The sequence below is a fragment of the Chryseobacterium ginsengisoli genome (genome assembly GCF_039542325.1).
Lineage (GTDB): Bacteria > Bacteroidota > Bacteroidia > Flavobacteriales > Weeksellaceae > Chryseobacterium > Chryseobacterium ginsengisoli.
Genome location: NZ_BAABHX010000004.1, coordinates 178,703 through 203,497, shown reverse-complemented (window position 1 = coordinate 203,497; position 24,795 = coordinate 178,703). Strand labels below are relative to the sequence as shown.

Annotated in this window: 24 protein-coding genes and 14 tRNA genes; 3 read left to right on the top strand and 35 right to left on the bottom strand. The window is 32.8% G+C overall.

Annotation, left to right across the window (positions count from 1 at the left end):
* Positions 1–675: 675 nt before the first annotated feature.
* Together ABD940_RS14245 and ABD940_RS14240 are read left to right on the top strand one after the other, a co-directional pair.
* Complete coding sequence (locus tag ABD940_RS14245; protein WP_345205194.1) at positions 676–1,092, top strand: transposase; 417 nt, start codon at positions 676–678, stop codon at positions 1,090–1,092.
* The gene (locus ABD940_RS14240) at positions 1,093–1,449 is read left to right on the top strand and encodes a helix-turn-helix domain-containing protein (RefSeq protein WP_345205191.1); all 357 of its coding nucleotides are present in this window, start codon (positions 1,093–1,095) and stop codon (positions 1,447–1,449) included.
* Positions 1,450–2,826: 1,377 nt separating this feature from the next.
* Here ABD940_RS14240 and ABD940_RS14235 read toward each other — a convergent pair.
* The 3 genes from ABD940_RS14235 to ABD940_RS14225 form a co-directional block, all read right to left on the bottom strand.
* Positions 2,827–3,048, bottom strand: a complete 222-nt coding sequence (locus ABD940_RS14235; protein ID WP_345205189.1) for a phosphate ABC transporter substrate-binding protein — start codon at positions 3,046–3,048, stop codon at positions 2,827–2,829.
* 130 nt (positions 3,049–3,178) lie between these two features.
* Complete coding sequence (locus ABD940_RS14230; protein WP_345205187.1) at positions 3,179–3,700, bottom strand: DUF6584 family protein; 522 nt, start codon at positions 3,698–3,700, stop codon at positions 3,179–3,181.
* A 279-nt stretch (positions 3,701–3,979) separates the two neighbouring features.
* Positions 3,980–5,497, bottom strand: a complete 1,518-nt coding sequence (locus ABD940_RS14225; protein ID WP_345205185.1) for a TROVE domain-containing protein — start codon at positions 5,495–5,497, stop codon at positions 3,980–3,982.
* 479 nt (positions 5,498–5,976) lie between these two features.
* Here ABD940_RS14225 and ABD940_RS14220 point away from each other — a divergent pair, with 479 nt between their 5' ends.
* Positions 5,977–6,423: a VOC family protein gene (locus tag ABD940_RS14220; RefSeq protein ID WP_345205183.1), complete on the top strand. Its 447-nt coding sequence runs from the start codon at positions 5,977–5,979 to the stop codon at positions 6,421–6,423.
* 57 nt (positions 6,424–6,480) lie between these two features.
* Here ABD940_RS14220 and ABD940_RS14215 read toward each other — a convergent pair whose 3' ends face one another.
* The 32 genes from ABD940_RS14215 to ABD940_RS14060 all read right to left on the bottom strand — a co-directional run bounded on the left by ABD940_RS14215 (position 6,481) and on the right by ABD940_RS14060 (position 24,794).
* A complete protein-coding gene (locus ABD940_RS14215) occupies positions 6,481–7,032 on the bottom strand; it encodes a 3'-5' exonuclease (protein WP_345205180.1) in 552 nt (183 codons plus the stop codon).
* 27 nt (positions 7,033–7,059) lie between these two features.
* Positions 7,060–7,605, bottom strand: coding sequence for a 3'-5' exonuclease (locus ABD940_RS14210; protein ID WP_345205178.1), 546 nt, complete (start codon positions 7,603–7,605; stop codon positions 7,060–7,062).
* A gap of 185 nt (positions 7,606–7,790) precedes the next feature.
* Positions 7,791–8,354 (bottom strand): metallophosphoesterase family protein, encoded by a 564-nt coding sequence (locus ABD940_RS14205; RefSeq protein WP_345205175.1) that lies wholly within the window; start codon positions 8,352–8,354, stop codon positions 7,791–7,793.
* Between the two features lie 133 nt (positions 8,355–8,487).
* Entirely contained in the window at positions 8,488–8,931 is a 444-nt protein-coding gene (locus ABD940_RS14200; RefSeq protein WP_345205173.1) for an MBL fold metallo-hydrolase, read from the bottom strand.
* 194 nt (positions 8,932–9,125) lie between these two features.
* Positions 9,126–10,139: an RNA ligase, Rnl2 family gene (locus ABD940_RS14195; protein WP_345205170.1), complete on the bottom strand. Its 1,014-nt coding sequence runs from the start codon at positions 10,137–10,139 to the stop codon at positions 9,126–9,128.
* 13 nt (positions 10,140–10,152) lie between these two features.
* Positions 10,153–10,524 (bottom strand): cyclic-phosphate processing receiver domain-containing protein, encoded by a 372-nt coding sequence (locus ABD940_RS14190; RefSeq protein WP_345205167.1) that lies wholly within the window; start codon positions 10,522–10,524, stop codon positions 10,153–10,155.
* A 7-nt stretch (positions 10,525–10,531) separates the two neighbouring features.
* Entirely contained in the window at positions 10,532–11,344 is an 813-nt protein-coding gene (locus tag ABD940_RS14185) for an ATP-grasp domain-containing protein (protein ID WP_345205165.1), read from the bottom strand.
* A 96-nt stretch (positions 11,345–11,440) separates the two neighbouring features.
* A complete protein-coding gene (locus ABD940_RS14180) occupies positions 11,441–11,926 on the bottom strand; it encodes a ribonuclease H-like YkuK family protein (RefSeq protein WP_259108854.1) in 486 nt (161 codons plus the stop codon).
* 127 nt (positions 11,927–12,053) lie between these two features.
* A tRNA-Trp gene (locus ABD940_RS14175) sits at positions 12,054–12,124 on the bottom strand.
* Between the two features lie 8 nt (positions 12,125–12,132).
* A tRNA-Gln gene (locus ABD940_RS14170) sits at positions 12,133–12,205 on the bottom strand.
* A gap of 6 nt (positions 12,206–12,211) precedes the next feature.
* A tRNA-Phe gene (locus ABD940_RS14165) sits at positions 12,212–12,284 on the bottom strand.
* Between the two features lie 88 nt (positions 12,285–12,372).
* A tRNA-Leu gene (locus ABD940_RS14160) sits at positions 12,373–12,446 on the bottom strand.
* A gap of 195 nt (positions 12,447–12,641) precedes the next feature.
* Positions 12,642–12,714 (bottom strand) — tRNA-Glu (locus tag ABD940_RS14155).
* Positions 12,715–12,796: 82 nt separating this feature from the next.
* Positions 12,797–12,880 (bottom strand) — tRNA-Tyr (locus ABD940_RS14150).
* Positions 12,881–13,064: 184 nt separating this feature from the next.
* Positions 13,065–13,146: transfer RNA gene (locus ABD940_RS14145), tRNA-Cys, on the bottom strand.
* 288 nt (positions 13,147–13,434) lie between these two features.
* Positions 13,435–13,509: transfer RNA gene (locus tag ABD940_RS14140), tRNA-Asn, on the bottom strand.
* Between the two features lie 6 nt (positions 13,510–13,515).
* Positions 13,516–13,589, bottom strand: a tRNA-Met gene (locus tag ABD940_RS14135).
* A gap of 5 nt (positions 13,590–13,594) precedes the next feature.
* Positions 13,595–13,667 (bottom strand) — tRNA-Glu (locus ABD940_RS14130).
* 6 nt (positions 13,668–13,673) lie between these two features.
* Positions 13,674–13,745 (bottom strand) — tRNA-Pro (locus ABD940_RS14125).
* Between the two features lie 68 nt (positions 13,746–13,813).
* A tRNA-Asp gene (locus ABD940_RS14120) sits at positions 13,814–13,885 on the bottom strand.
* A gap of 97 nt (positions 13,886–13,982) precedes the next feature.
* A tRNA-Arg gene (locus tag ABD940_RS14115) sits at positions 13,983–14,056 on the bottom strand.
* Positions 14,057–14,132: 76 nt separating this feature from the next.
* Positions 14,133–14,206 (bottom strand) — tRNA-Ile (locus tag ABD940_RS14110).
* Positions 14,207–15,042: 836 nt separating this feature from the next.
* Positions 15,043–15,318, bottom strand: a complete 276-nt coding sequence (locus ABD940_RS14105; protein ID WP_345205157.1) for a hypothetical protein — start codon at positions 15,316–15,318, stop codon at positions 15,043–15,045.
* The gene (locus ABD940_RS14100; protein WP_345205155.1) at positions 15,319–15,606 is read right to left on the bottom strand and encodes a hypothetical protein; all 288 of its coding nucleotides are present in this window, start codon (positions 15,604–15,606) and stop codon (positions 15,319–15,321) included.
* Between the two features lie 55 nt (positions 15,607–15,661).
* Complete coding sequence (locus ABD940_RS14095) at positions 15,662–16,684, bottom strand: tetratricopeptide repeat protein (RefSeq protein WP_345205153.1); 1,023 nt, start codon at positions 16,682–16,684, stop codon at positions 15,662–15,664.
* Entirely contained in the window at positions 16,677–18,383 is a 1,707-nt protein-coding gene (locus ABD940_RS14090; RefSeq protein ID WP_345205151.1) for an APC family permease, read from the bottom strand. The genes ABD940_RS14095 and ABD940_RS14090 overlap by 8 nt, the downstream gene beginning before the upstream one ends.
* Positions 18,373–20,769 carry a hypothetical protein gene (locus ABD940_RS14085; protein ID WP_345205148.1) on the bottom strand — a complete coding sequence of 799 codons (2,397 nt, stop codon included), beginning with the start codon at positions 20,767–20,769 and terminating at the stop codon, positions 18,373–18,375. The genes ABD940_RS14090 and ABD940_RS14085 overlap by 11 nt, the downstream gene beginning before the upstream one ends.
* On the bottom strand, positions 20,760–21,503 hold the full coding sequence (locus ABD940_RS14080) for a hypothetical protein (RefSeq protein WP_345205146.1): 744 nt from the start codon (positions 21,501–21,503) through the stop codon (positions 20,760–20,762). Before ABD940_RS14080 ends, ABD940_RS14085 begins: the two co-directional genes overlap by 10 nt.
* Positions 21,476–22,609, bottom strand: coding sequence for an AAA family ATPase (locus ABD940_RS14075; RefSeq protein WP_345205143.1), 1,134 nt, complete (start codon positions 22,607–22,609; stop codon positions 21,476–21,478). Before ABD940_RS14075 ends, ABD940_RS14080 begins: the two co-directional genes overlap by 28 nt.
* A gap of 180 nt (positions 22,610–22,789) precedes the next feature.
* Positions 22,790–23,491: a hypothetical protein gene (locus ABD940_RS14070; protein ID WP_345205141.1), complete on the bottom strand. Its 702-nt coding sequence runs from the start codon at positions 23,489–23,491 to the stop codon at positions 22,790–22,792.
* Positions 23,478–24,122 carry a hypothetical protein gene (locus tag ABD940_RS14065; RefSeq protein ID WP_345205138.1) on the bottom strand — a complete coding sequence of 215 codons (645 nt, stop codon included), beginning with the start codon at positions 24,120–24,122 and terminating at the stop codon, positions 23,478–23,480. Before ABD940_RS14065 ends, ABD940_RS14070 begins: the two co-directional genes overlap by 14 nt.
* Before the next feature lie 282 nt (positions 24,123–24,404).
* Positions 24,405–24,794 carry a VOC family protein gene (locus tag ABD940_RS14060; protein WP_345205136.1) on the bottom strand — a complete coding sequence of 130 codons (390 nt, stop codon included), beginning with the start codon at positions 24,792–24,794 and terminating at the stop codon, positions 24,405–24,407.
* Position 24,795: the final 1 nt, after the last annotated feature.

Below are 24,795 nucleotides of genomic sequence, written 5' to 3'. Positions count from 1 at the left end.
CTTGCAAAGGTATGCACAAGATTTCTTACAAACAATTTTCATCAATTCAGACTATGAAATTTTCACAAATACGTGTGTTAAAAATTTTCAGCATTAAAACCAAGATACCACATATTTTTCACCATATATTGATTATTTAAAATCATTTTTAACAAAAATTTGATTTTAATGAAATATTTTAATTTATTTTTTTGGTTTGTTTTGTATTTTTTCTATATTTGAAATTAAACAAATGAGCTATTTTCTGTGTAATTTTCAACAGATGATTAGCAACAATTAAAAATTATATAAAGAGAAACTGCATGAAATAATTTTAACAGATAAAATATATTATTCATACTTAAATATAAAAGTTGGGAATATGAGTTTTACTGAGCAAAATGGAGAGAGACAAAAAGAATGATCTACTGAAAGCATTGGCAAAATGAAAAATAAAATGCAAAAATTCTTTATGTACATATTAAATAAATAACAGAATCCTGATCATTAATTATCATAAAAAATGGTAGTTTTGACGAAAAGATTTCAAAGCGTGATTCTGTAGTCTATTATTTACACTTTACAACCTCAAGAAAACTTTTTAGAGCCAAATTTTAATTTTAATAAAAATAATATACATTTTTGTTGTGTTTTGCATGCAAATTGTTTTATGAACACCTAAGATTTATCAATAACATGTTATATAAAGAAATACATATAGGGAAATTTATCAAAGAAAGAGTTCTGGAGCTTGAAATGAGTATGGAAAGAGTCTGCAGTTTTTTGAAAAAAGAGGAAGAAGCAGTTGAAAAAATTTATGAAAGTAAATCAATAGACACGGATCTCCTTCTAAGATGTTCAAAATTATTGGAGTATGATTTTTTCAGAATTTACAGTTCTCATTTAATTTTGTATTCTCCTCCATCTGCTGTAGATAAAAACAAAAATCCGAAGTCAGACAAAATTCCTTATTTCCGAAAAAACATTTACACTCAGGAAATTAAAGATTTTATTATCGAAAAAATACAATCCGGCGAAATGACACACAGTGAAATTATTCAGGAATATTCTATTCCGAAAAGTACACTGCATCGCTGGCTTCAAAAAATCTAAATGAAGAATCGAATGCGCCCAAATTATACAAGAATTTACCAGGATATGCTGAAAGAAAAGGATCCTGAAAAATTAGAAGATCCTAAAATTCAACATCTTTTAAAGAATTTGAAAACTACGGAGGATATTTTGAATTTTAATGAATTGGTTTTTAAATCATCAAAAGAAAGCCTGAGAAATAATCAAAAGCTAAAAACTTATGATAAAAAAACTATGATCAAACTTCTTCAATATCAACAGAAACATGGTCTTTCTACCAATTATATGTCTAAAAAGTATAAAATAAGCAGAACAACCATTGCAAAATGGAAAAGAACTTTTGAAGAAGAATATGAAAAAATAACATCTAAAAATTAATTTTAGATAATTTAGTTTATAAATAAAAATCCGTTGAAGCAAAGTTCAGCGGATTTTTTTAAAGGTAAAAATCGAGAAAAGAAGCGGGGCAACGTAACGCCGGAGTCGAACCGGATAATCTTGCCAGAGTAGCTGACTTCATTATTCCTCCCCTTCAGATGATGACGAAGTAACTTTTCTCTACGACACTTTATATTTTAAAAACAAGGCAACAACCAAAAAGCGTATTGTCGTGCTCTAACCAACTGAGCTACTTTTCCTATTTAGATCTTGTGTTTTATTTGTGGAAAAGGCGGGACTCGAACCCGCGACCCCGTCGTAATGAGCGAAGTAACACTATTCTACGACACTTGTTTATATTTTAATGCAAATAAGGCAACAGGCGAAAAGGAGTTTGCTCACTTTTATGAGCGCCGCTCTTACCCGTTTTGGGCAGTGAGCCGGCAATTCTACATCTACGAGAGACTTACGTTTTCTTACGAAAACTTTTGCCCAGTTGGTTTTCAACCCAACCTCGCTAGTTCGGTCACCCGAATTACGCTACCTTAGGACCGTTATATTTACGAAGGAACCCTTCTCTACGACACTTATTGGCAATAAATTTTTATAAAAAAGAGGCAAAAGACGAGAAAACTCTTTATATAAATCATTTTCAGATTTATTCTGGAGTCGAACCAACATCATAAGATTAACCGAAGTAAGTTTTCTCTAACGGCACTCTTTATTTTTATCAAGGTAAATTTCGTACAGACACTTACTCTTATGTCCTACCATTAGACGACTGTTTTCACAGACAGGATTCGAACCTGTATCTTAAGTCTGGAATCGAAGAATTTCTATACTACGACACTTGATATATTTTTGTTTTTAAATTAAAAAAAGGTAAAAGGCGAAAAGACAGACATGCACCCATTCCTTACTATTCTTACGGAAATTGCACTTTTGTATAGATTTTGAGGTCTAAATTTTAATCGAAGTAAGCCTTTTCTACGGCACTTTTTATTTTTTAAATCAAGGTAAAAATTATAGAATCTTTCAGTGCTTTTGCTCTACCAACTGAGCTACTTTCCCCTAAGAAAAGGCGGGATTCGAACCCGCGACCCAAAGATTAAATATCGAAGTATGATTCTATGACGACACTTGATTTTTTATGTTTAAATATTATTTTAAAGAAAACCGAGTAATTTATAAAAGAGCTTTAGTTCAAGTGAAAGTCGAAGGAACTCTTTTTTACGACATCGATTATGTTAAGTAAGGTAAAAATCAAACAGAGACTTATCGACAGAGCGATACCATTACGCCATTCCAAAATAGGAAACAGGATTCGAACCTGTATTGCTGCCCCCCGAAGTAACTCTATTCTACGACACTTACTTTTTAAGTTTTCCATTGGGTTTTTCTGTATTTTTTCCAATTTCTCTGAAACTTCATTTCTTTTGAATTAATTGTTTCATAGCCGTGTGGAAAACAATAAGAGCATCCCAAATCGTCTCCATATAAAATTCTGGAAACCTGGACATTTGAAATTTTCTTCGGAAAATCAATTAATCCGTATTCATTGATTCCAAAAACTTGTCTTAATGACTTCAATTTTTTCATAAGTATTGAGTATTTAACCTCAATACAGTGCTTCTTTAAGACATTTTTTATAATTTTTCATGGTTATTGTTTTTTGTTGAAGCAAAATTATCGTGTTAGTACGCATTCTTTTTACGCAGTTAGAATTATTTTAAAATAATGAAGCTATTAATTCAAATAATTTTACAAATCCTAAAATCGGAAATAAAATTACACCTCCAATCACTAAGCAAAATTTCACTGTATTCAAAAAGCTATCTTTAGATTCTGTATAATTTCCTTTTTCTCTTTGCTTTCTTTTAAAATCAGGAACTCTTTTTACTTTCTTCAAACTATCCGATTCTAATTCTTTCAAAATATCTTTTGCGTGATTCGAAAGTTTATTTTTATCTCCACGAAAAACGATATCTTTTAAAATAGCATTTCCCGAATTACCTAATGAATTTTTGTAAAGCTCAACAGCTTTTTTCATTTCTGAATTTTTCGATTCAGACAAAATCCAAAATTTTCCGGCTTCATCCAAAAATCCTGAATCATAGTAAATCTGTCCTAATTTTTCTCTCAACGAAATATCATCTGGAAATACATTGATCAGATTTCTCAATCTGTCACATGCTTTTTTCTTTCTTCCTGCTTTCATGTCTTCTTCAATTCTGTAGAAAATATTTCCCATGATTTATATTTTGAATTAAAATAAATTTTTCGTTTTGCCTTAAAGCAATATTTTTTCATGTCATTGCGAGGAGCGAAGCGACGAAGCAATCTCAAAATAGATTCTTCACTTCATTACATTTCGTTCTGAATGACAAACTAACGTTATTAAAACATTGCACTTTCTTAGTCCATTATAGCAAGATCTCTTTTTTAAACGATTTGAAAAAAAAATATAGTGGAAAGCAGATTAAGCTCCTAAAAAATTGGTTATTAGTTTTTATTTTAAAAGCAGTGCCTTTTACAGCACTACTTTTTTAATCATTTCTACGGCAGACTTTCGGTCTTCCAAAGCATTCAATACATCGAAAATTTTGTCTGACCAACCTGCGATAAGATATACATCATTTTTTCTGACATCCAACGGTTGTTTTCCGTAACCTGCCAAATCAAAAATATACAATTTTGCATTTGGGTTGAAACTTTTGTATTGATTCCATGAATTTTCAAAAGAATTTCTGCCACCATTGCTATCCCAAAGCTGAGTATCGGTGAATAACATTACTTTATCCACTTTTTCACGTCTGTTTAATAGATCTTCGATCACCAAATAACCATTTGTAGAATAACCCACTTCACCTTCTCTTTTGTAGAAAGCATCTACGTTTCTCAGGATACCGTTTTTAGGCATTGAAACTCTTTTCCAAATGTCACCGAACATACCCGAAATCACATTTTTACACTGTGACTGCAGCATCATCGACATCAAAAGTCCAATATCGTACAACAATACTTTAGATTTCGGAGAAACCGGCTGTTGCATCGAAGCTGAAACGTCTGCCGCAATTAACACCGAAGTATCGAAACCAAAACCTTTGATATTTTTTGCACTCACCATCACTGCATCTTCCAATGCTTCCAGGATTGATGAGGTATACTTTGAATCAATATTTTTCAATTCTCTGTACGCCGATAGAAATCTGAATGGCAATTGTTTTGAGTTTCTCACTGCTCTTTCATCCGACAAATAGTTGCACACTTTGTACATTGCGTCTGAAGAAACGTTGGCTTCCAGAATATTTCGTAAGTTTCTCAACGTTGCCATATAACCCAGTTTGTTACTGAAAATCAGTTCTTCCCATTTGTTTTTGAAAGCTGATTTTCTTTCTGCCTCGTCTGCAAATTTTGTTTGACCTAAAACCGAAAGTTCAACTTCCCAAGTATATGGAGTTTCCAACGTATCGTTGACGATTTTATTGAAAATTGCCTGTTGATTTTCATCTTTTGCTTTTGGGTGAACCAAGAACAAGGCATCTTTCAAAGTCACTTCCGCTTTTCTGTTATATTTTGCGAATTGATATTCATCAAATTTATTGAAAGATTTTACCAAACCTTTTTGGATTTGTTTTGAAAGTTTGTTCAATTTTTTCAAATCTGTTCTTTCGTTTGCTAATTGGTAATACGCCAATAATTCTGTGATTTCGTCTGCTCTTTGGATAACGCCGTCAACCGTTTTGCTCACCAAGTCTGTACCTGAAGTTTGTTTCGCCAATTCGGTCGTCAAAACCAATGGAATTGAACGCAAATACATATCTTTTCTTGCATAAACCGCCAATTTTGCTACGAATTCCGGATCATTTTTCTGAATCAGAGACTGTATTCTCGCCAATCTGTCATTTCCCTTTTCATAGGTTGTATTTGATAATCCTGTTGTAACAACAGCACTATATAGTTCTTCTGCAGGCGTCATTGTATAAGCTTTTGCACCTTCGTAGTTCATTACTACTTTATTCTCTTTTCTTAAAAAATTAAATTTCATGGTTACTGTTTTTTGTTAAACATTTGGAAGATCATCACTTCCTCTCTGATTTCTAATGCAAAGTAAGGATGATATTGCGCATTGTTTTTGCGTAGTATAATTTTTTGTAAAAAAGTTTTCATTTTTTTGATCGTTGGTACTCGTAAAGGCACTATTTTTTATTATTAATACATTTTAAGGCGCAAGGATTTTATCTGCGACAAAAATTTTGTTGTGTAAATGAAAGTAAATTTTTTAGGCGAAATATTTTTCCACAAAGTTTGTCTTTCCTTAGGAATCTAGACTGTTTTTTAATCATTGAGATTCCACGCTCCACTTCGTTCCGCTCTGAATGACAAACACCTTGTTGAACAAACAGCTATCAACAAATAACCATCAAACAAAAGAAAAAATCTATTATTCATTTTACATAAAGGAATTGCTAATTTGAAGTTTTTGGAAATCCGTTTTCTAGCTTTGCGTTAATTAAAATTAAAGCTATGATTAAAGGATTATACGAAACTCATGTTCAGGTAAGCAACTTGGAAAATGCGATTCAATTTTACACTGAAATTTTAGGATTGGAATTCGCTCATAAAGAAGAAAGTCGGAGAATTGCATTTTTATGGATTGGAGAAAATAAAGAATCCATGCTTGGTTTGTGGGAGCAAAAGGAAAATTTGCAGACAAGACATTTTGCTTTTACAGCTGACAAAGAAGATATTCTGAATTATTCCGTTAAGTTTTTAAACAATAAAAATTTAAAGCCTTACAATTTCCTGAATGACGGAATTGAAAAACCAATGGTTTTTGCTTGGATGCCTGCTTTGGCGATTTATTTTAATGATCCGGATGGAAATCAACTGGAATTCATTTCGATTTTGGAAGGTAATGGAAAACCTGAGCTAGGTGTGCTTTCTTATGAAGATTGGTTGGAGAAGAAATAAAAAATTCCCTCTAAAAAGGGAATCATTGTTCATTTTTATATGGTTAAATTGTTACATTTAGTATTGCTTCAAACACCAATACAAAATTTTCGCAATATTCTTGGCATCATCAATACCTCTGTGATGGGTACCTTCAAGCTTGAAATTAAGTTCGCCTAAAGCTCTTGCCATTCCTACACTTTTGCGAACGGTCGGATGCAATTCTCCGAATAACGTTTTCACATTGATATGATCATCACTCAAAGGATAATCGACATTGAATCTTCTTGCCTGATTTTGAAGCATATTCAAATCGTAGTTCCCGTAACTTGCCCAAGTCAGGTCTTCAGAATCATATTCTGCTCTAAGAATATCTAATGCATCCTCCAACAAAATGCCTTCATCATCAAGCATTTGTTGCGTAATGGAAGTCAGTTCCGTGCAAAACGGACTTACTTTTGAAAATTGAGGTTTTACTAAAATTCCCTCATTCTGTGAAATCTTACCGGTTTTTGCATCCATAATACAAACTCCGATTTCTATAATTTCACTTTCCTGACCTCTCGGCGGTCGGTCATTCCAACACGTGGCTTCGAGGTCTATAATTAATATATTATCTGTTGTTTTCACTTTTTTAAATTGTTTATTGTTAAAAATTTACTGCAAAATCTCTCTTAAAATTCTGGCAGCATTGTAAGCATCGTCTGCTCCGCTGTGATGATTTCCTTCAAAATCCATATTCATAGCATGAAGAGCTCTTTTTAAACCCATCATTTTGTAAAGTCCATTATAAGCTTTGAACTGATGCATAATGTTAAGATAATTTTCAGAAAAAGGATTTTCGATACCGAGATAATCACATTGTTCCATGATCTGCTCTTTATCAAAATTTCCAAAACCTGCCCAAGTAAGAGAAGTTGAATTGTATTCATCTCTAATTTTTTCGCAAGCTTCTTCAAAATAAATTCCTTTTTCTTCGATTAATTTTGGAGTAATTCCTGTAAGGTCGGTACAAAATTTACTGATTTTAGACCTTTCCGGAATGACGTAAATGCTTTGTTTCCTGGAAATTGCTTGTGTTGTTTTGTTTAATTCGCAAATTCCTATTTCTATAATATCGACTTTTTGACCAGCGGGAATTTTATCGTTTTCCCAACATGTGGCTTCCAAATCGATAATGATTATTTCATTAGTTGTTTTCATTTTTATTATTATTCTATCTATTTTTTCATTCATCTGCATTTGGTTTTTCGTTGGAGAAGCGGGAAGAAATACCCTAAAGAAGAATTGCTATTGTTGCTAAAGCTGTGCAAAGTTAAAACAGTCAGTACGCACTCTATTTACGCAATAAAAAATAATTTCAGAAAAACTCCCCGAAGGGAGCATTTCTAATTTCTAGGTGCAAATGGCGGAGTCCATTTTTTCTTTTTCATGATTTCCTTCACTTCTTCGTAAGAAACAGGGTAGAAATTATGACAATCTACTCCGACATCGAAACTCAAAGCCATTTCATCATCGGATAATGTTCCGTGAGAATGTCCGTAGAGTTGCCAAACTCCTCGATGCGAACCGTTCCAGGTTCTCATGGCGTAATGAAAAAGAATGATTTTCTGTTTGCCATTGCTGTTTTCAGGTTCATCAATTTTCAATTCGTGATAATCTCTGATGGAGGCAAATCGTTTAGGATATGTCAAAGCTGCACCTTCGTGATTGCCTTTTATTAAATGAATATTTCCGTTTAATCGATCCAAAATTTCTTTTGTAAAATCTGGTTTGCCTAAACTCATATCGCCCAAATGGTAAACAGTGTCACCATCTGCAATTCTTTCATTCCATCTTTTGATGAGTTCTTCATTCATATGCTCCAAAGACTCAAAAGGTCTTTCGGAGAATTTTATAATATTTTCGTGACCAAAATGGTGGTCTGCTGTAAAAAATATATTGGGTTTCATTTTTTGTCTTGTTTAAATTTTTAATTAATTCCTCGAAATGCTTTATAAAAAGCTGTTTCGATTTCCAACTTATCACTTTCGACATATCTTCTTGAAAAGTGAATAGGGATTGCTTCTTTCACCTCACATTCATTCATAATTTTTCCTGATGCAGATGCAAAACTGTGATAATTGACCTTTGCAAATTCCTGATCTTCATCTTTGTAAAAGGTTTCGATGTAAACCATATTTGCTCTTTTGAAACAATCTCACGAATTTCATATTCAATCGCATTTTCATCAATTAAGTTCCAAGTGTAAGATTTTAACCTTGCTTCAATTTGTTGATGAATATTTTTCGGTCCGCAAATCACAATTTTTTCTTCGCTTCCAATTTGATGTCTGAAAATTCCATCAAAATTTGAAAAGTGATCAATGTGAGTATGACTGATGAATAGCGCTGAAATCGACTGTATTTCTTTCACTGTCAGTAAACTCGCTTCACCGCAATCACACAAATAATGTTTTCCTGAATTGGGTACTTTTATTAATATACTTATGTCTTCTCTTAAAAGACTTTTTATTTCTGCCTGTAACATTTCTTTTTATTTTTTACCACAATTAATCATTCTCAGTGTTATTCTGAATGAAACGAAGTGGAGTGAAGAATATACTTTAATATTACGAAAGTAGATTCTTCCTTCGTCAGAATGACAAACTTTCTGCATATTAAATCGATTATTTTATGGTTTTGTTAAATACATAAAAAAGTTTCGATAATAAATTACCGAAACTAAACTTTAAGAGTCATCAACTCTTCTTTTACAATATCAATGACTAAAGAATTCAATTTTTTGTTGATTCTTTTCTGTTCGTCTTTTTCTATAGTTATGAAAACTTTCGGGAAATCTTTTTCAAAATCTTCCAAAATATCCTGTGAGAAAAGACCAATAACTTTTCCAATCATTTTGGGTTCAAATTCACCAATCTTGCTAACAACATTATTCAACCTGTTTACAGTTGCGTATTTTTGGATTTCTTCCCAAATTTCCTGAGCCTTTTCACCAAAATGAACTTCTTTTTGAGTCGGCTTGTCTTTTCTAACCATTTTAGATTTTTCGACCCATTTTTCATTTTTATTTTTTAAAATGACCCTTGAACCGTTTCCAAAATATTTGGTTTTCAAAGTTTTAATAATAGTTCCTTCACACATATTATTCTCGATTTCCGGTAATTCCAACCAAGCCGGGATTTTAGAATCGAAAACATTAGGGAACTTCAAAGCCTCATCCAAAGTTCCCTGAAACAAGATTTTCGCATAGAAAAATCCGGTTTCTTCGAAAATTTGGTTGGCCAAATCGGCATCCAAATAAGTAGTACCATTCAACTTAATATCGAATGCATAAAATTCATTATAAGGTGCATATTCAACACCTTTTTGAACTTTTATCGCATTTTTTACGGGCTCAACTTCTTTGTGCTTGTAACCACCACCGAACAATTCACCATAAATAACAATGGTTTCTAAATCCTGGTAAATAGTTTTCACTTTTTCAAAGACATTAATTACGTTTTTTCTGTAACGTTCTAAAATCTGATGTGCATTGTAGAATTTTTCATCCTTTTCGATGAAAGCGGTTCTTTTGGCAATCTTAATTTCCTTTCCATCGGTAAAGAAAGAGAAATTAGCGCCGTGAACCTTTTCCTGCACGATGAAAACCTCATCTCCAAAACCCTGCATCCTGATCTGATCGATCACGCGGGTTTGGTAAGCATTTTCTATAGAGTTATATGTTTTGAAAATCATTTTTTTTAAATTTTTAATAGTTTTTGAAATTCTTTAAAAGGCTCTCAATATTTTCCTTTCCAACAGGATTCATGGAGTGGCAATAGAATTTTGGTAAGTCCAAATAGTTATCCATACAATATTCTACGAGCCATTTTGCACAATCGTAACCCGTTTTCTCAACAAACTCCTGAGAATTGGGTTCTAAATAATGTTCATCTGCAAGGTCATGGTCAAAAGAAATCATTTCCGGAAGTCCTTTTTCCAAAATCCTGTTGACAAACTGCTCATAATTTCGAACAATATGCCAATCTTTTCTGAGGAAAATGTCCTGTTTGCTATAATGATACGCCTCGATTGGATATCTTATATCGTCCAGAAACAGTAATCTTTTTGTTATTTCCATTGCTTTTCTATTTACTTTTCACAATACTCGCCAATTCCAGTTTTGCATCTTCAGGAAACCCTGAAAGACCGGGAATATCGTTGTATTCTAAAATCACTTTTTCTCCGTTTTCTGTTTCCAGAACATCAATAGCAACAATATCTGCTTTTATATTTTCCTGTAACAGCTTTACTTTTTCTATCCATTCTATTTCCGGCTCGATGATTTGATATTCCTGAGTTAAAGAATTGGCTTTCCAATATTTGCCTTTTCTTTTCATTGCCCAAACTTTATCATTTATAGCCAGATAACGAATGTCATATTTATAGTTAATAAATTTCTCTGTCGTCACATAATCCTGATGGATAAACAGCAAATCTTTCAGCTCTTCCCATTGTTCTTCGGTCGAAACCAAACTTTTCCCGTATCCACCGTGATGATTTCCAACTTTAACAACGAAAGGAAACTGCATTTCCAAATTTTTCAATTGAGTTGTATTGGTTGTTATATTAAAATCAATAACAGGTAATCCAAGTCTTTTCAATCTATTTAACATTGATAATCTTTCGTATCCCATTAATAAAGTTGAAGCTGAATTCACACAAGGAATTCCTGAATATTCAATCAATTCCAAAATATTTCTATGTTTTGCTTCAGGATTTACAGCTCCCAATCTCCAAAAAATAACATCAGGTTTGCAGACTCCATCTGCATCAATAACATACAGTTCAGCATCTTTTACAATAAATTCTGAGATTTGAGCTTTCTTCTGAACCACATTAAATCCTGCAAAATAATCTTTCCAGTATTTTTCTCCGTTAATGATTAAAATTGTTTTCATAATTTATTTTTTTGGATTGAAGTTAAAAGCTGGATGTAGGGAGTTTATATGCATTAAAAAAAACTTTCATCTTCCTACATCCCACTTCCCGCTATTTTACACCATCATATCAGCACAATTTGAACTTGCGAATGCGTAAGGTTTTGCTTTAAACACATATCCCATTCCCAGAATATATCCCATTGCATCTTTCAAAGCAACGTTGGATTTAAAATCCGGATCGGTGTTAATGTCTGCGTGTACCTCCATTTCCACATCATAAGTTTCCAGAATAGAGCAAATTGCATAGGCGATTTCTACAGATTTGTTGACCTCGTTCAACATTCGCTCTTTGATACTGATATTCTGTATTTCTCTTTCTTTTCTGATAAAGGTAAACGCTCCTTTTCCCTCACGAATAAAGACAACTGCCGTAGCATAATTAATGGCATCACCATAAACGTGGGAGTCTGAACCCACACACACTTTCAGTCGGTGTCCATTTGCCTGTTCGCGGATGATGGCTTCTTCTACCAGCTGTATGATAGAATGTTGGAAAATTTTTCCAGTCATATTTTGCCATGTTTGTTGTTGCGTTTCCATTTTTTCTACATGTTTGTTTAAATACTTATTTGTTAATAATAATTGTGAATAGTCAATTCGCTTTGCTTATCAATTTTTTTTAATTCACTTGTGATACAAAATTCACGATTGAATATTCACCGTTTTGCACTCCGAACTGGACTCGAACCAATACCATCAGTTTTGGAGACTGAGATGCTACCATTACACTATCGAAGCAATTTCTGTTGATTCATCAGGACTCGAACCTGAACAACAAGAGTCAAAGTCTTGTGTGCTGACCAATTACACTATGAATCAATTTTGCGGAACAGACAGGAATTGAACCTGTACCTTTAGTTTTTCAGACTAACGTGCAGACCTTCTACACCACTCTTCCAATTTTATAAATGATAATTGTTAAGTTATAAATAATACCATTGTTGCTTTTATCATTTATTATTGATGATTTATCAATTATGCTTTTGTACGGGAAAAGGGAGTCGAACCCTCAATATCTTGAGCCTAAATCAAGTGTGTCTACCATTTCCACCATTCCCGCGGATTTTCTATAAATAATAATTGATGAGAGATAAATGATTTTAAATCAGTGCTTTTTAATCAATTATAATTTATCTTTTATCATTTATAAAAATTAGGTCTGAGAAAAGCCTGTCTATATTTATAAACTATGCCTGTTATATTTGTAAAGATCTTCTGCGCTCAACAAACTTTTCTCTTTTCCATTTAAACCTAGTACTCTATAAGGGAATCGAACCCTTGTTTTCTGCTCGAAAGGCAGGCGTCCTGAACCGTTAGACGAATAGAGCAATTAACCAACTGACCAGGAGTCGAACCTGAACAACAAGAGTACATTTCCTGCATGCTGCCATTACATTATCAGCGGTTTTGTGGAAGTAGTAGGATTCGAACCTACTCAGCAGTGAAGCAACAGATTTACAGTCTGCCCCGACTCTCCAACTTCGGCGTACTTCCCTTTTTTATAGATGATAATTGATCAGAGATAAATGATTTTCATTCTAACTTCTAATTTCTAGCATCTAACTTCTTTTTTGTGAAGAAAAACAAAGCCTGTCTTTTATTTTTAGTTTGATGTAAGAACTTCTTCGCTCGACAAACTTTTCTTTTTCTTCGGAACTAATCTCATTTTAGTTATTTGAGATGGTTATGGGATTCAAACCCACTCAGTCTTCACAACGGTTTTGCAGACCGCCCCGACTCTTCCACTTCGGCGAACCATCGTTTTCTATTTATAATTGATAAGAAATAAATGATAATTGATATTTCTTTCTCTTTAAAATTTTCATTAAAAAAATAAAGTCTGTCTTAATTTTTTGTTTGATATAAGAACTTCTGCGCTGTGACAAACTTTATTTTACCTAAAAATTTATATTATGTTTAAAACTTTCATTATCCTGCCTCTAGTGAGTTAAGAAAAAGCCTGTCCATATTGTGTTTTTGGCGTAAAGATCTTCTGCTCTCGACAAACCTTTTCTTTTCCTCTTTTGAAACAATTAACATTTAGTTATTGGCGATTCTGGAAAGATTCGAACTTTCAACTTCTGGTTTAACAGACCAGCGCTCTACCATTGAGCTACAGAATCATTTTGTAATTTCGGAAGGATTCGAACCTTCAACCTTCGGCTTATGAAACCGATACTCTAACCCATTGAGCTACGAAATCATTTGTACTCCATAAGAGAATCGAACTCTTATCTACTGCTCGAAAGGCAGCCGTCCTAAACCATTAGACGAATGGAGCAAATTGTCTGGAAAGCAAGATTCGAACTTGCGACCTCCCGCGTCCAAGACGGGTAAACAACCACCGTTATCTTTCCAGTTTTGCAGATTCACTTCAAAATTCTTTTCCGAGAGACAGTCGGATTGGAAATTTTCCGTGAATCTTTGCGGTCTATGCGAGAATCGAACTCGCAGTTCCTGAGCGACAGTCAGGCAGGTTAGCCATTACCTCAATAGACCTTTTTTGCGGAGAGCAAAGGAATCGAACCTTCACTACTGTCGTAGAACTCATTAGCAGTAAGCCGCAACAATCCAATATTTGCCTACTCTCCTTTTGTGATTCCGACAGGACTCGAACCTGTAACCCTGGGTTTAGAAAACCCATGCTCTATCCAATTGAGCCACGGAACCGTTAAATGTGAATTGTGAATAGTCAATTTGCTTTGCTTGTCAATTTTAAACTCACCATTGACTTATTCACTTTTTGTAATCCCAGAAGGACTCGAACCTTCAACCTTCGGCGTATCAGACCGATGCTCCAACCAATTGAGCTATGAGATTGTTTTAATTTTAAAATAAAACCATAAAAAAAGCACCTCTTTTCGGGAGGCGCTTTATATATTTTGACGTGTCAGTTTATTAGCTGACCCATTTATATAAGCACCTTTTATCCACAAATTCACTATCAAGAAGAATAATACAAGCATACCCTTGCCCCATCGGCTCTTGTCCGTGTAATCTTGAATGTGGATTAGATATGTTATTAAATTGTTTCATTTTATTTTTCTTGTTTTAAAAAAGTTTTTTTGAAAAGATTAAAAACGTGTTGCTTTTAATTTTCGGTTGCAAAGTAAGTATGAAATTTTTTAACTCGCAAATTTATTTTTCAATCAACTATTTGAAAATCAGTTAATTATATTTAAAGTTCAGGATAGAGAATTTCCGTCCGCAATATTTTGCAGATGCCTTAATTACCTAAATGACTGTCTCTCATTGGGTTACTTATCACGCTTTATTTTCTTATTAATTGTTCATTGCTGATTAAATAATTTTCACTTTTATGGTTATTTTTTTTCATTCTAAATAATTTCTGCTCTAAAAACACAAAAAACGCCCCGATCATCGAGGCGTTTCTGCAGTATTTTGATTAAATTTTTACGAGTTTACAGTAAATAATTTTCAAAGCAAGCACATTTCGCCTCATCCAACATCATCCATTCATATCCAAACGACCCCTTTAGTACAGGGCGATCGCATAGATTTAAACTGATATGTGCTCTTTGTATTGTCATAATTTTATTGGTGCAAAGATAAATGTTTTTCTTAACGTTTTAACGAATTTTGTGATTGTTAAATAAAAAACTGGTGGCTTCGAGAACTTCCTGTTGCGTATTTTATTAATCTTTATTCTTGTTTTCTGCTTCGTTTATTAGTTTATTCAATTCTTCAAGATCAGGAAGTAAACTTCCTTGATAATCATACAAACTTTTGTGTTCAGATGTTGCAATAATTACTATTTCCTTTGCTTCCATTAAAGAAATATAAGGGAAAATCTCTCTAATTTTCGTTATTGCAAACAATGGAGTTTTATATTTGGTCATAATTTTATGTACAATTTCATATACATTTTCCCCATCATATTTTAAGTAGAGATATTTGTTTGTATTATCCATCTACGATATATTTATTCCTAAATTTTCTTTATTGTTCAAGGCAATTTCAATGAACTTTAGCAAATTATTAATTCTAAATTCTACAAACTTTTTAGAATAATTTGTTACTAAACTTATTTCATTAATATTTTTCAAAATAATCTGACAATCTTCGTAAACTGTTTGAAGTTCGTCATTAATTATATAAAGATCACTTTCATTTAATTTTGGAATAATTGTACATCCGAGATCTTTAAGTTTATTATTTCCCCAAAGTTCTTTTCGACATATTTCAACTTTGTGTTTCAATATCCTTATTGAGATCTTCAAACAGATATAAAAATGATATGGTAAGACTCATAATCTAGTTTCTAAACATCCTATTTCTACCAGTTTTATACCTCGAAATATCTTTCAAGATAACCTCATCATCAGGATTAAAATGTTTCAATTCATTGACGATTTCTGAACGGGTTGTTACTTTTTCGGCGATGATTTCGTAGGCGATATTTCTTGTAGTTGTTTGAAGTTTCGGATCTTTTTTAAATTCATGCTTTATGGCTTCAAGATAAGTGATCTTTTTATCAGAAGGTGTTTTTTCATAAAGCCATTGAATTTGGTCATCAAGCTTTTTAATATCAAAAATATTCGCAAAATAATTATTCAGACAATTGAAAGCATCACGATCTTCTTCCCAACCTTTCAGTAAGATTTTCTGAGCTTCATCGGGCATTTCCATTTTTTTACGATAGATCAATGAACCTTTTACCATTTGATTGTTGTTTACATAATCATCCACAACCATTTGATAGTAAGTATTTGAATTTTTAACATCATTAATTTGTCTGTACAAATCCCCTACTTTTTCTTTTTGTTCGAGTTCTTTATATAAATCGATTGCCTTTTTATATTGCTTGGCTTTTTCATAACAATTCGCAGCTTCAGATTTATTTTTTAATTTCTTGAGATAAATTACTGCTGCTTCATTATACAAACCACCGTCTTCCAACGTTTTTGCCCCACGATAATTATCTTGAAGAAGATTCATATATACTTTTGCTGCCCGTTTATAATCTTTTTCATCAATGTATTTCTGAGCCAAATCTTCATATTTATTTCTGATTTTATCGAACAATGAGGATTCAAGATAGAAATTTCCACCTCCGGCTCCGCCTCTGCGACCGCCTGAACTTTTCTCTTTTTCTTTATCTTCCAACCGAAGAAGGACAATAAAAATGATGAACGCAACAATCGCAAAAACCACCAAAGTCCCAATAACACTCCAAAAACTCTGATGAAAAAGCTGTGCTAAAATTCCGATGACCTTTATGATCACCAAAATAAAAAATGCAGCCATGAATTTATCTATAAACTTTTGCCTATTCATCTTTGTCCGTTTTTAAAATAGTTTTGTCTTCGCTGAAAAGACGGTAAAGAAGCAATACAACACCGATAATGAGAATCCATACAAACCAGTTGTAGCCGAACATTTCGATCAAAGGATAGAAAATATACACCAACATCGCAACTAGTACAACGACAAGAAAAATTTTGATTCCGCCCGGCACATTATTACCTCCGATATTTAAAGACCTTCTTTTTACGATAAAAGAATACAATCCGACGACACCTGTCATAAAAATAATCAACCAGATAATCTCCGAGAAAGAAATATCATGTTTTAAGTAAGGCTTTTCATTTTCAAATGTTTCTACTTTTCTTGCTTTATTGGGATCAACAGGACGCTCAATATATTCTTTTGTCCCGTAAATACGTCCAAGTGAATCTTCTACCAAAATCTGTTTCTTTCTCAGGATGGTTTTTACAATTCCTTTATCAGCAAGTTTTCCTGAACTAGTCTTTTTAATAGAATCTGTAATTTTTTTCTTTATTTTTTCTTCACTTTGAGTTAAATATTTTACGATTTTTTTACTGTAAACTTTTTTTAAAGAATCTGTTGCAGTCGTAATTTTATTTTCTATTGAATCAGCTTCTTTTGAGATTTTTTCAATAGGTCTTCCCCCATTTTTAAGATATTCTTTATAACTTTCTTCTTCAGTATTTCCTGTAAGAAGCATTAATTTCTCAGTAGCCAATTCTTGTCTTTTTCTTCCATACATAGAATCGATCTTCATATCTATATCTGTAACTCCTGACTGATAAGCAACAGTAGGCTTCATTTGATTTTCATCTATTTTGGAAACACTTTCTGATGCTTCGAGAGGTATTGTTTTTTCAGATTTTTCTTTATTGAAATACATAAACAATCTGCCGAATCCGATAGCAATCAAAAACACCCAAAATATCCAACGGTATTTTTGAGAATACGTTGAATTTGAAGCATCTTCAGAATCACCGCCAAAAAGTTTTCCGAACCATGAATTCTGAAATTTAAATTTCCCGAAACCATCTCCTCTTGAAGTTCCCATGATATCAAGCGGAACTCCCAGTTCTACCGCTCTGTCCGGATATTTTTCAATATAATTTAAATATTTTTCAATTTCTTTTTTATTTCCAGCCATCACCTTTTTCATGTCAAAAGGAAGATTTTTCATCCATTCTTCTTCGGTTTGCGGCTTTTGAAGGGCTTCCAATACTTTTTCATCGTCCATTTCGACGGTATAACTTTCAATTTTCTGAGGAATTTTTACACCGTTCAATGGTTTCCTGATTTCGTCTTCCGACTGTTTCGGATTTTGAATGAGTGAGATCCAGTCGATTTCTTCATTTAATTTTACCAATCCGAATTCGGGATGCATGATCAAAAACTTTGATTCGACATTTTGCCAGTCTTCAGGATTTATTTTCGGGTAAAAAGTAGTGTTTTCAGGAATGAAAAATTTATTATCAATACATTGGAAATAAGAATTTCGTCCTATTTCAGTTGGAGCCAAATTTTGAAAAACAAAAAAACAGCCAAATAAAACATTCGGTTCGGTGGAAGGAATCGGAAATGACTGAATCTGATTTAAATCTATTCCTAAAATTTCCATCTCGTGAAGCCATGTCAATGGTGAAGAACCTTTTATTAAAAGTCCTTTTTTGGGATAATTATTTTTCGGAAAAGGTTTTATTCTAAGTTCCATATTCCTTAATTTGATCTATAAATCTTTCCAGATATTCAGCATACATATCTTCCATTTTTCTTACTTTCAGCAAGGTATTTTGAGGCAGATAATATTCTGAGCCGCCAAATTCCGTCTGAGTTGCCAAAGCTAAAAATCCGTATTCTGTCGATGGAATATAAAATTCCGGAATATTTTTATTGCTGCTTTTGAAAGTCAACATTCCGCGGGAATCCGTAATAATTTCACTTCCGTCCGAAAACGTAAATTTATTTTTATCCTGATTGGCAAAAATCTTTATCTGATGTTTATTTTTATATAATGTTAATGAACTATCATATTCATATACCTCCGTCAACTCATTATTTGAAATCACTAAATTATTTTCCGAATTGATGCCGATGTTACTGAAATTATTTAAAATTTTAATTCCGCTGTTCCGTAATTTATCTAATTCGGTTTTTACTTTTCTATCATTTTTTTCAACCTCATAAAGATCATTTTTAATCAATTCAATTGAAATATTTCCTTCTAAATTAATTTTATAAACATCATCAATTCTTTGCTCAAACAAGTAGAAATTTTTGTTGAAATACGCGAGTTCAAACCAGTCTTTAATATTATATCCCGTCAAATTCAGTTCAGAATATTCTTTTGTATTCAAATTTAACTTTGAAATCAATTTTTTATCGGGTTGATATTGACACAGGATAAATTGTTGCTGCTTATTTTTAGCCAAAGCAAACTGACCTTTTGGCTTTACAGAAATATCTTCAAATAAAACTTCACAACCACGATGAATTTTATAATGTTCGTAATAATTTTTATTATAATAATTATCAGACAGATACGTTCTAAGCAACTGTTTTTTACTGCTTAAAATAAAAAATTCACCTTCATATAAAAATGTCTCAATTTTATTAACCGGCGTCGGAAATAAAACCGGATAATTCATCGGAACATCTGTTCTTTTCCAGTTTTTCGATAAATTATTTTCTCCTTTCTGTCGACGTTGTTGAGGTGGATTTGCCCATAATTCCTTTAACGGAAGAACAATTTTCTGAATGTGTTTTCTCGTTCCTTTATGATGTTTGTAAAAATTCAGTTCGCCATCGGAAGAAGTTGTTACCAAAAATTTCAATCGGTCTCTGTTTTCATGAATGACTTTCTGAAGATTTTGATGGGCTAAATTTTCCTGATTCGTAATAAAAAAAACTTCCAGATCTTTTTCCTTATGTTCTTCGTTAAAAAACTTTTCGAGCGCGTGAGAAACCTCCAAAACCGGACTAACCTGATTCAGATTTTCTACTACTTCTTCTACTTTATCCAAAGAAATCGGAATGTTGGTTTGTCCCAACGCAAAAACTTTACATTCCGAATGTGCTTTCGGATGTTTGATCACCGCAATTGCAGATGCAAAACCCAAAACTTTCGGAGTTCCCCAATTTTTCAGGGAAGTATCGATAAGAATAATTCGTTCAAAAATATTTTCTTCAGGCGGAATTTCCCGTTGAATATATAATGCTTCGTTATTCGCGACACGGTTCATGAAAACCTCATCTTCATTAGCAAATTCTGACAAAAGCATTCTGTTGAAATCGCCTTTATTGGTCATATCAGAAATCCCTCCAATCGGCTGTTCTCCGGGAGAAAGGTGACGCATCGGGATTTTCAGACCGCTCCAGATTCTTTTAATTAAACTTCCAATTTGGAAAGTTTTTGGTTCTTCAATGAGTTCCTGAATAAAATCTTTGTCGGTTTCGACGGTGGTTTCTTCCTGTACAACTTCGTCTTCTAAATCAGGAATTTCCTTGAAACCTTTCATGGCTTCGATGATGGATTCTGTTGTTGGGAATCTCTTATTAGCTTGAGCCAATACTTTTAAATCTCTTTTTAGTACATCAATATTAAGCTCTGCTTTTTGGGAACTTTCTTCAATAATCCTTGGAAACTTTAAATAAACTTGATACATTCTTGTCGCGAATCCCTCTGAATGTATCGTTCTATCTTCCGAAAAAATAGTTTGAATTAATACAACTCTATTTTGACCTTTTTTATAATTATTATTTAAAGCCTGAAGCTTTTCAAGAAACCTTTTTGCATCTAACAAATAGAGTCCAATCTCCTGAAGAGGATAAATTTTAAAATTTGAGAAAAGTGTATCCAATCCAAGATACATATCTTGAATTGAAAATAAAACCATAAGCAAAGAACCAAATGGTGGCCAACCTTGCAACCTTAACTCTTTTAAAACTTCAATCACGTAAGGTCGATAAGCCACCGTCCCTATTCCTGTAAAATAAATAATATTATTCTCATTATATCCTGTGTCATCTGGAACGTCTTCATCAGTCGTCCATTCCCAGAAATAATCTTCGTATGATTGGAAATAATCTTTTACATCCATTCTTTTGCTTTTTCAGTCAGGCGGAATGAGCTTACGGACAATTTTCGGAAATCATCTTTATTAAGTTGCAAAACATTTCCGTTTTCGTTCCACAAAAGCCATTGATCCTGACTTGCATTATATTTTCTTTGTAGTAAAGAACTCAAATTTTTAAACTCAAAATCGTAACCAGTTGGCAAAAGATGTCCGTCTTTCGTCCAATAGGTTTTTCCCGGAAAACTCAATAAAGGATTTCCTATAAATAATGCTTTATCGTTAATGACAATCCAATCCAATTTTTCTAATTTGAATTTTGGCAAAGCAATAATTGTTTCTTTAACTTCAGTCATTGAACATAATAAAGCTGTTGCAGGCTGCTCTTCTTCACTTGGTTTCAATTTAACTTCAATTTTTTCATCAATTCCGAAAAAATTCTGATTGGATGAAGGAAAAGTTAATCGCAATGCTTTATCAATCGGAGTCCAAAGCAAAGCGGTTCTTACCTTTTTACTCGGAACCAAAGCATCTTTTCGAAATAAAAGACCTTCTCTTAATTCATACAACAGAAAATTTGGCAACTGCTGAATTTCCGAGGAAACAGCCTGTTCAGTGGTAAAACCTTTTAGCCAGATTATTTCTTCTTCCAATGCGATCTGAACATTTTTCCAGTCACGGATCGAACCTAAAGAATCTTCATCAACACGCGGAAGTTCTGCCCAAAAGTCTTTTATACCGTTTGAAGAATCTTTTGCCATAGACTTTCGATTTCTTGTTGAATGTACTGTTTTTGTTCAGGATGTCTGATCCAATCGCAACGGGTTTGAAGGTATCTTAATTTGTCTTTGATCACATTTTGTTCTTCAAAACTCAATGTCTCATTATTCCATTTTTCAATTAGGATTTTTACGTCTTTCATCACTTCTTCCGGATTCGGAGTTTTGTTCTGTGAAGCTTGTGGATGAGATTTCGGGTTGTCATCTTTTTCAATCGTTCTGTTGATGATTCCTTCCAGAATTTCGATCTGTTCTTCGGTATCCCAAATATGTTTTAGCACCCATAAATCAGAAAGAATAGCTTCATTTCTGCCGCAAATTAAAGCACTTGCAGCGATAAGGTTCTGCAGTTTCACCGCTCGACGGTCAGAGATGGCGATTCCTGTATTTCGAAGATTGATAATTGTATTTAAATATACTTCGTAAATCGGCTTTAAGTCAATTGTTTTACACAAATTCTGAAGTTCTCTGATTTCATTTGAAAGGATTTCAGGAGTTTCTGTTTCGGTATTATTTTCCAATTTTCTTCCAGCTAAAAGTACTTGCTGGAGAAGATCTGGATGGACATAATCAACATTAATTCTGATCAAAAAACGGTCGAATAAGGCGTTCAAAGCTTCATCTTCGGGAAGAACATTACTTGCTCCCACGAACATCAATGCGGGAAGATTCTTTGTTTCTTTTCCTCTTTTGAAAATCTTTTCATTTAAAGCCATCAAAAGAGAATTCAAAATTGCTGAATTGGCATTGAAAATCTCATCCAGAAAAACCATTGACGCTTCGGGCATCATTCCTTCTGTGTTTGTCAGCAATTCTCCTTCCTTCAATTTTCTGATATCAAAAGGCCCGAAAATTTCGTTCGGTTCGGTAAAACGTGTCAACAAATATTCGAAGTTTTTGCCGTCTTTTACAGTTTTTGCCAATGTTCTTACGATGGCAGATTTTGCAGTTCCGGGAGGTCCGTATAAAAAAGCGTTTTCCCTTGCCAAAAGGCAGATTCCCAATAAATCTACTACATCATTTTTTCCGACAAAAGTGTCTTTGACGTAGGTAAGAACCGTGTTTAATTTTTCTATATTCTGAGTCATTAATTATTGTTTTTTTTGCTACGTTTTAATGCAAAGTCCGTAAAGTTTCTTTTAATAGCTAGCTGTTTTTTAAGCTCGCAAGGATATTTGACTTCGTCGAATCTTCGATTTCACTTAACAAAGTAAGCAAAGATTTTTAATTATTCTTATTCTTTTCTCCAAGGTAAATAAGGTTTAACTCTATTTAATAAAGAATCTTAATAGGAAAAAGTATATAAATTGGCTTATCGTCATTGCAAGTAAAATATCAATATAAAATGATAATGGAAACATAAAATATGTCAGATCATATACGAAATACAGCACTATCAGAACAGCCATAAAAACGAATCCCAAATACTCCCAAAGTGATGAAATTAAATTCAACAGGAAAGAAAGAATCATCAGCAATAAGACTATAAAACACAAGAAAAATACTTTTCCATACATCTGATAATTTTTTGAAACCATAGGAATCAGCTGATTATAATCTATTTTTTTCGTAATTAATTCATAAGCAATTATCAAAATATCTTTACAAATTTTAACGGGATTATGCCCTAAAATTAAAGCTATCGAAAAAAGCACGAAAACAAGTATGCCATGATAGATAAAATTGATGATGTTTGATCTTTTCTGAGCATATTTTATCTTTTCTTTATCATCCAGATCATCTCCATCTTTAAATTCTATTGAGCTTCCTGGAATATATCCGAAATTAATTTTGATTCCGTTTTTTAAAGTATAACTGTATAGAGACTTCCCGAAATGAATAAACATGGAAATACCTTTTATATTTTCCTTTAATAAAAATTTATTGATATAGTAAGGAATAACGCAAAATAGAAACATGTAGGAAGCAATAAGAATTCCTACAATAAGTGCCGAATTAATTTCCATCATTAATTGTTTTTAATTCTCTCCAAAAAATATCTTTATATATCCCAAATTCAGCGATCAATAATTGATTGATATATGGAATTTCCGCCAATGAATAAGCTTTCTTTTCCACAATTCTTTCCAGATATAATTTTCGGTATGTTTCGTCTTTTAATTCTTCTTCCCAATGGATATTCTTTAATTCCAAATCATATCCGATGGCTGAATAATGAAATTGTGTTAGAATATTTTCAAGCATTTTGATCAACGCATCTTCCGGATCTGCATTTTGTAAAACAGCAATAATCTGTGGTAAAAATCTTAAAGATAAATCGGCAGATAATATGGATGAAGTATCTCGTTTTCCTTTAAATTGCGGAATTAATTTATTTAAATCTTTCGCCGTATTTTCTCTTATCAAATGTAATTGTGCACTGTGATACATCACTTTTGCCGCCCAAACAGCCGTTTCGCGGTCACAGCTGATCTGATCAATTAAAAATTCTAACCGTTCCTTTTCGAATTCTGATTCAAAATAATCTGCAGCTTCCTGTTCTTCTTTTTTTGAAATTTCCTGAAGGTCTGTGAAAATGGTAATGCATTCTTCCTTTCGAAGCAAAAATAGAGTGTCTAAAAAAGGGGATTTATTTTCCATCATTAAACAAAAATAAAAATATTATTTGTGAATTTTCAATTTTGCTTGCAAGATATTAAGTTGATTGCTTACAATTGATTAGAAAACTTATAAATGAGATTAATTATTGTTTAAATCGTAATTAGAGTTGATTATTTTTCATTTTTGTGTTGATCGGATTACATCCGACCTTGATTTAAATCGTCCCTTCGGGACTCTTTCTTTTCAGATATAAAAATTCGGCTCAGATCTTCGATTTGAGCCGAACCAAAGTAAACAATAAATCCACTTTGAGAATTAAACCTATTTTATAATCTCGATGATGTTGTTTTCAGGGTCGAGAATTACACTTTCGTAATAGCCGTCGCCGGAAGTTCTAGGCTCTCCAACAACTTTGTAGCCGTCATTTCTTAATATTTCAGTCAGTTCATCAACTTTTTCTTTGCTTCCTGTTTCAAAAGCAAGATGAATAATTCCGAATTTCTGAGCTTCAAACGAATTGTTTCCTTCCTGAATATCCGGTCTTGTCATGATTTCCAATCTGCTTCCGTTCTCAAAACTTAAAAAATAAGAATTGAAATTTTTTACAGGATTATGGTATTTCTCATTGGAAACAGCTCCGAAATATTTTTCATAAAAACTCTTCATTATTTCCAAATCTTTTACCCAAAACGCTACGTGTTCTATTTTCATT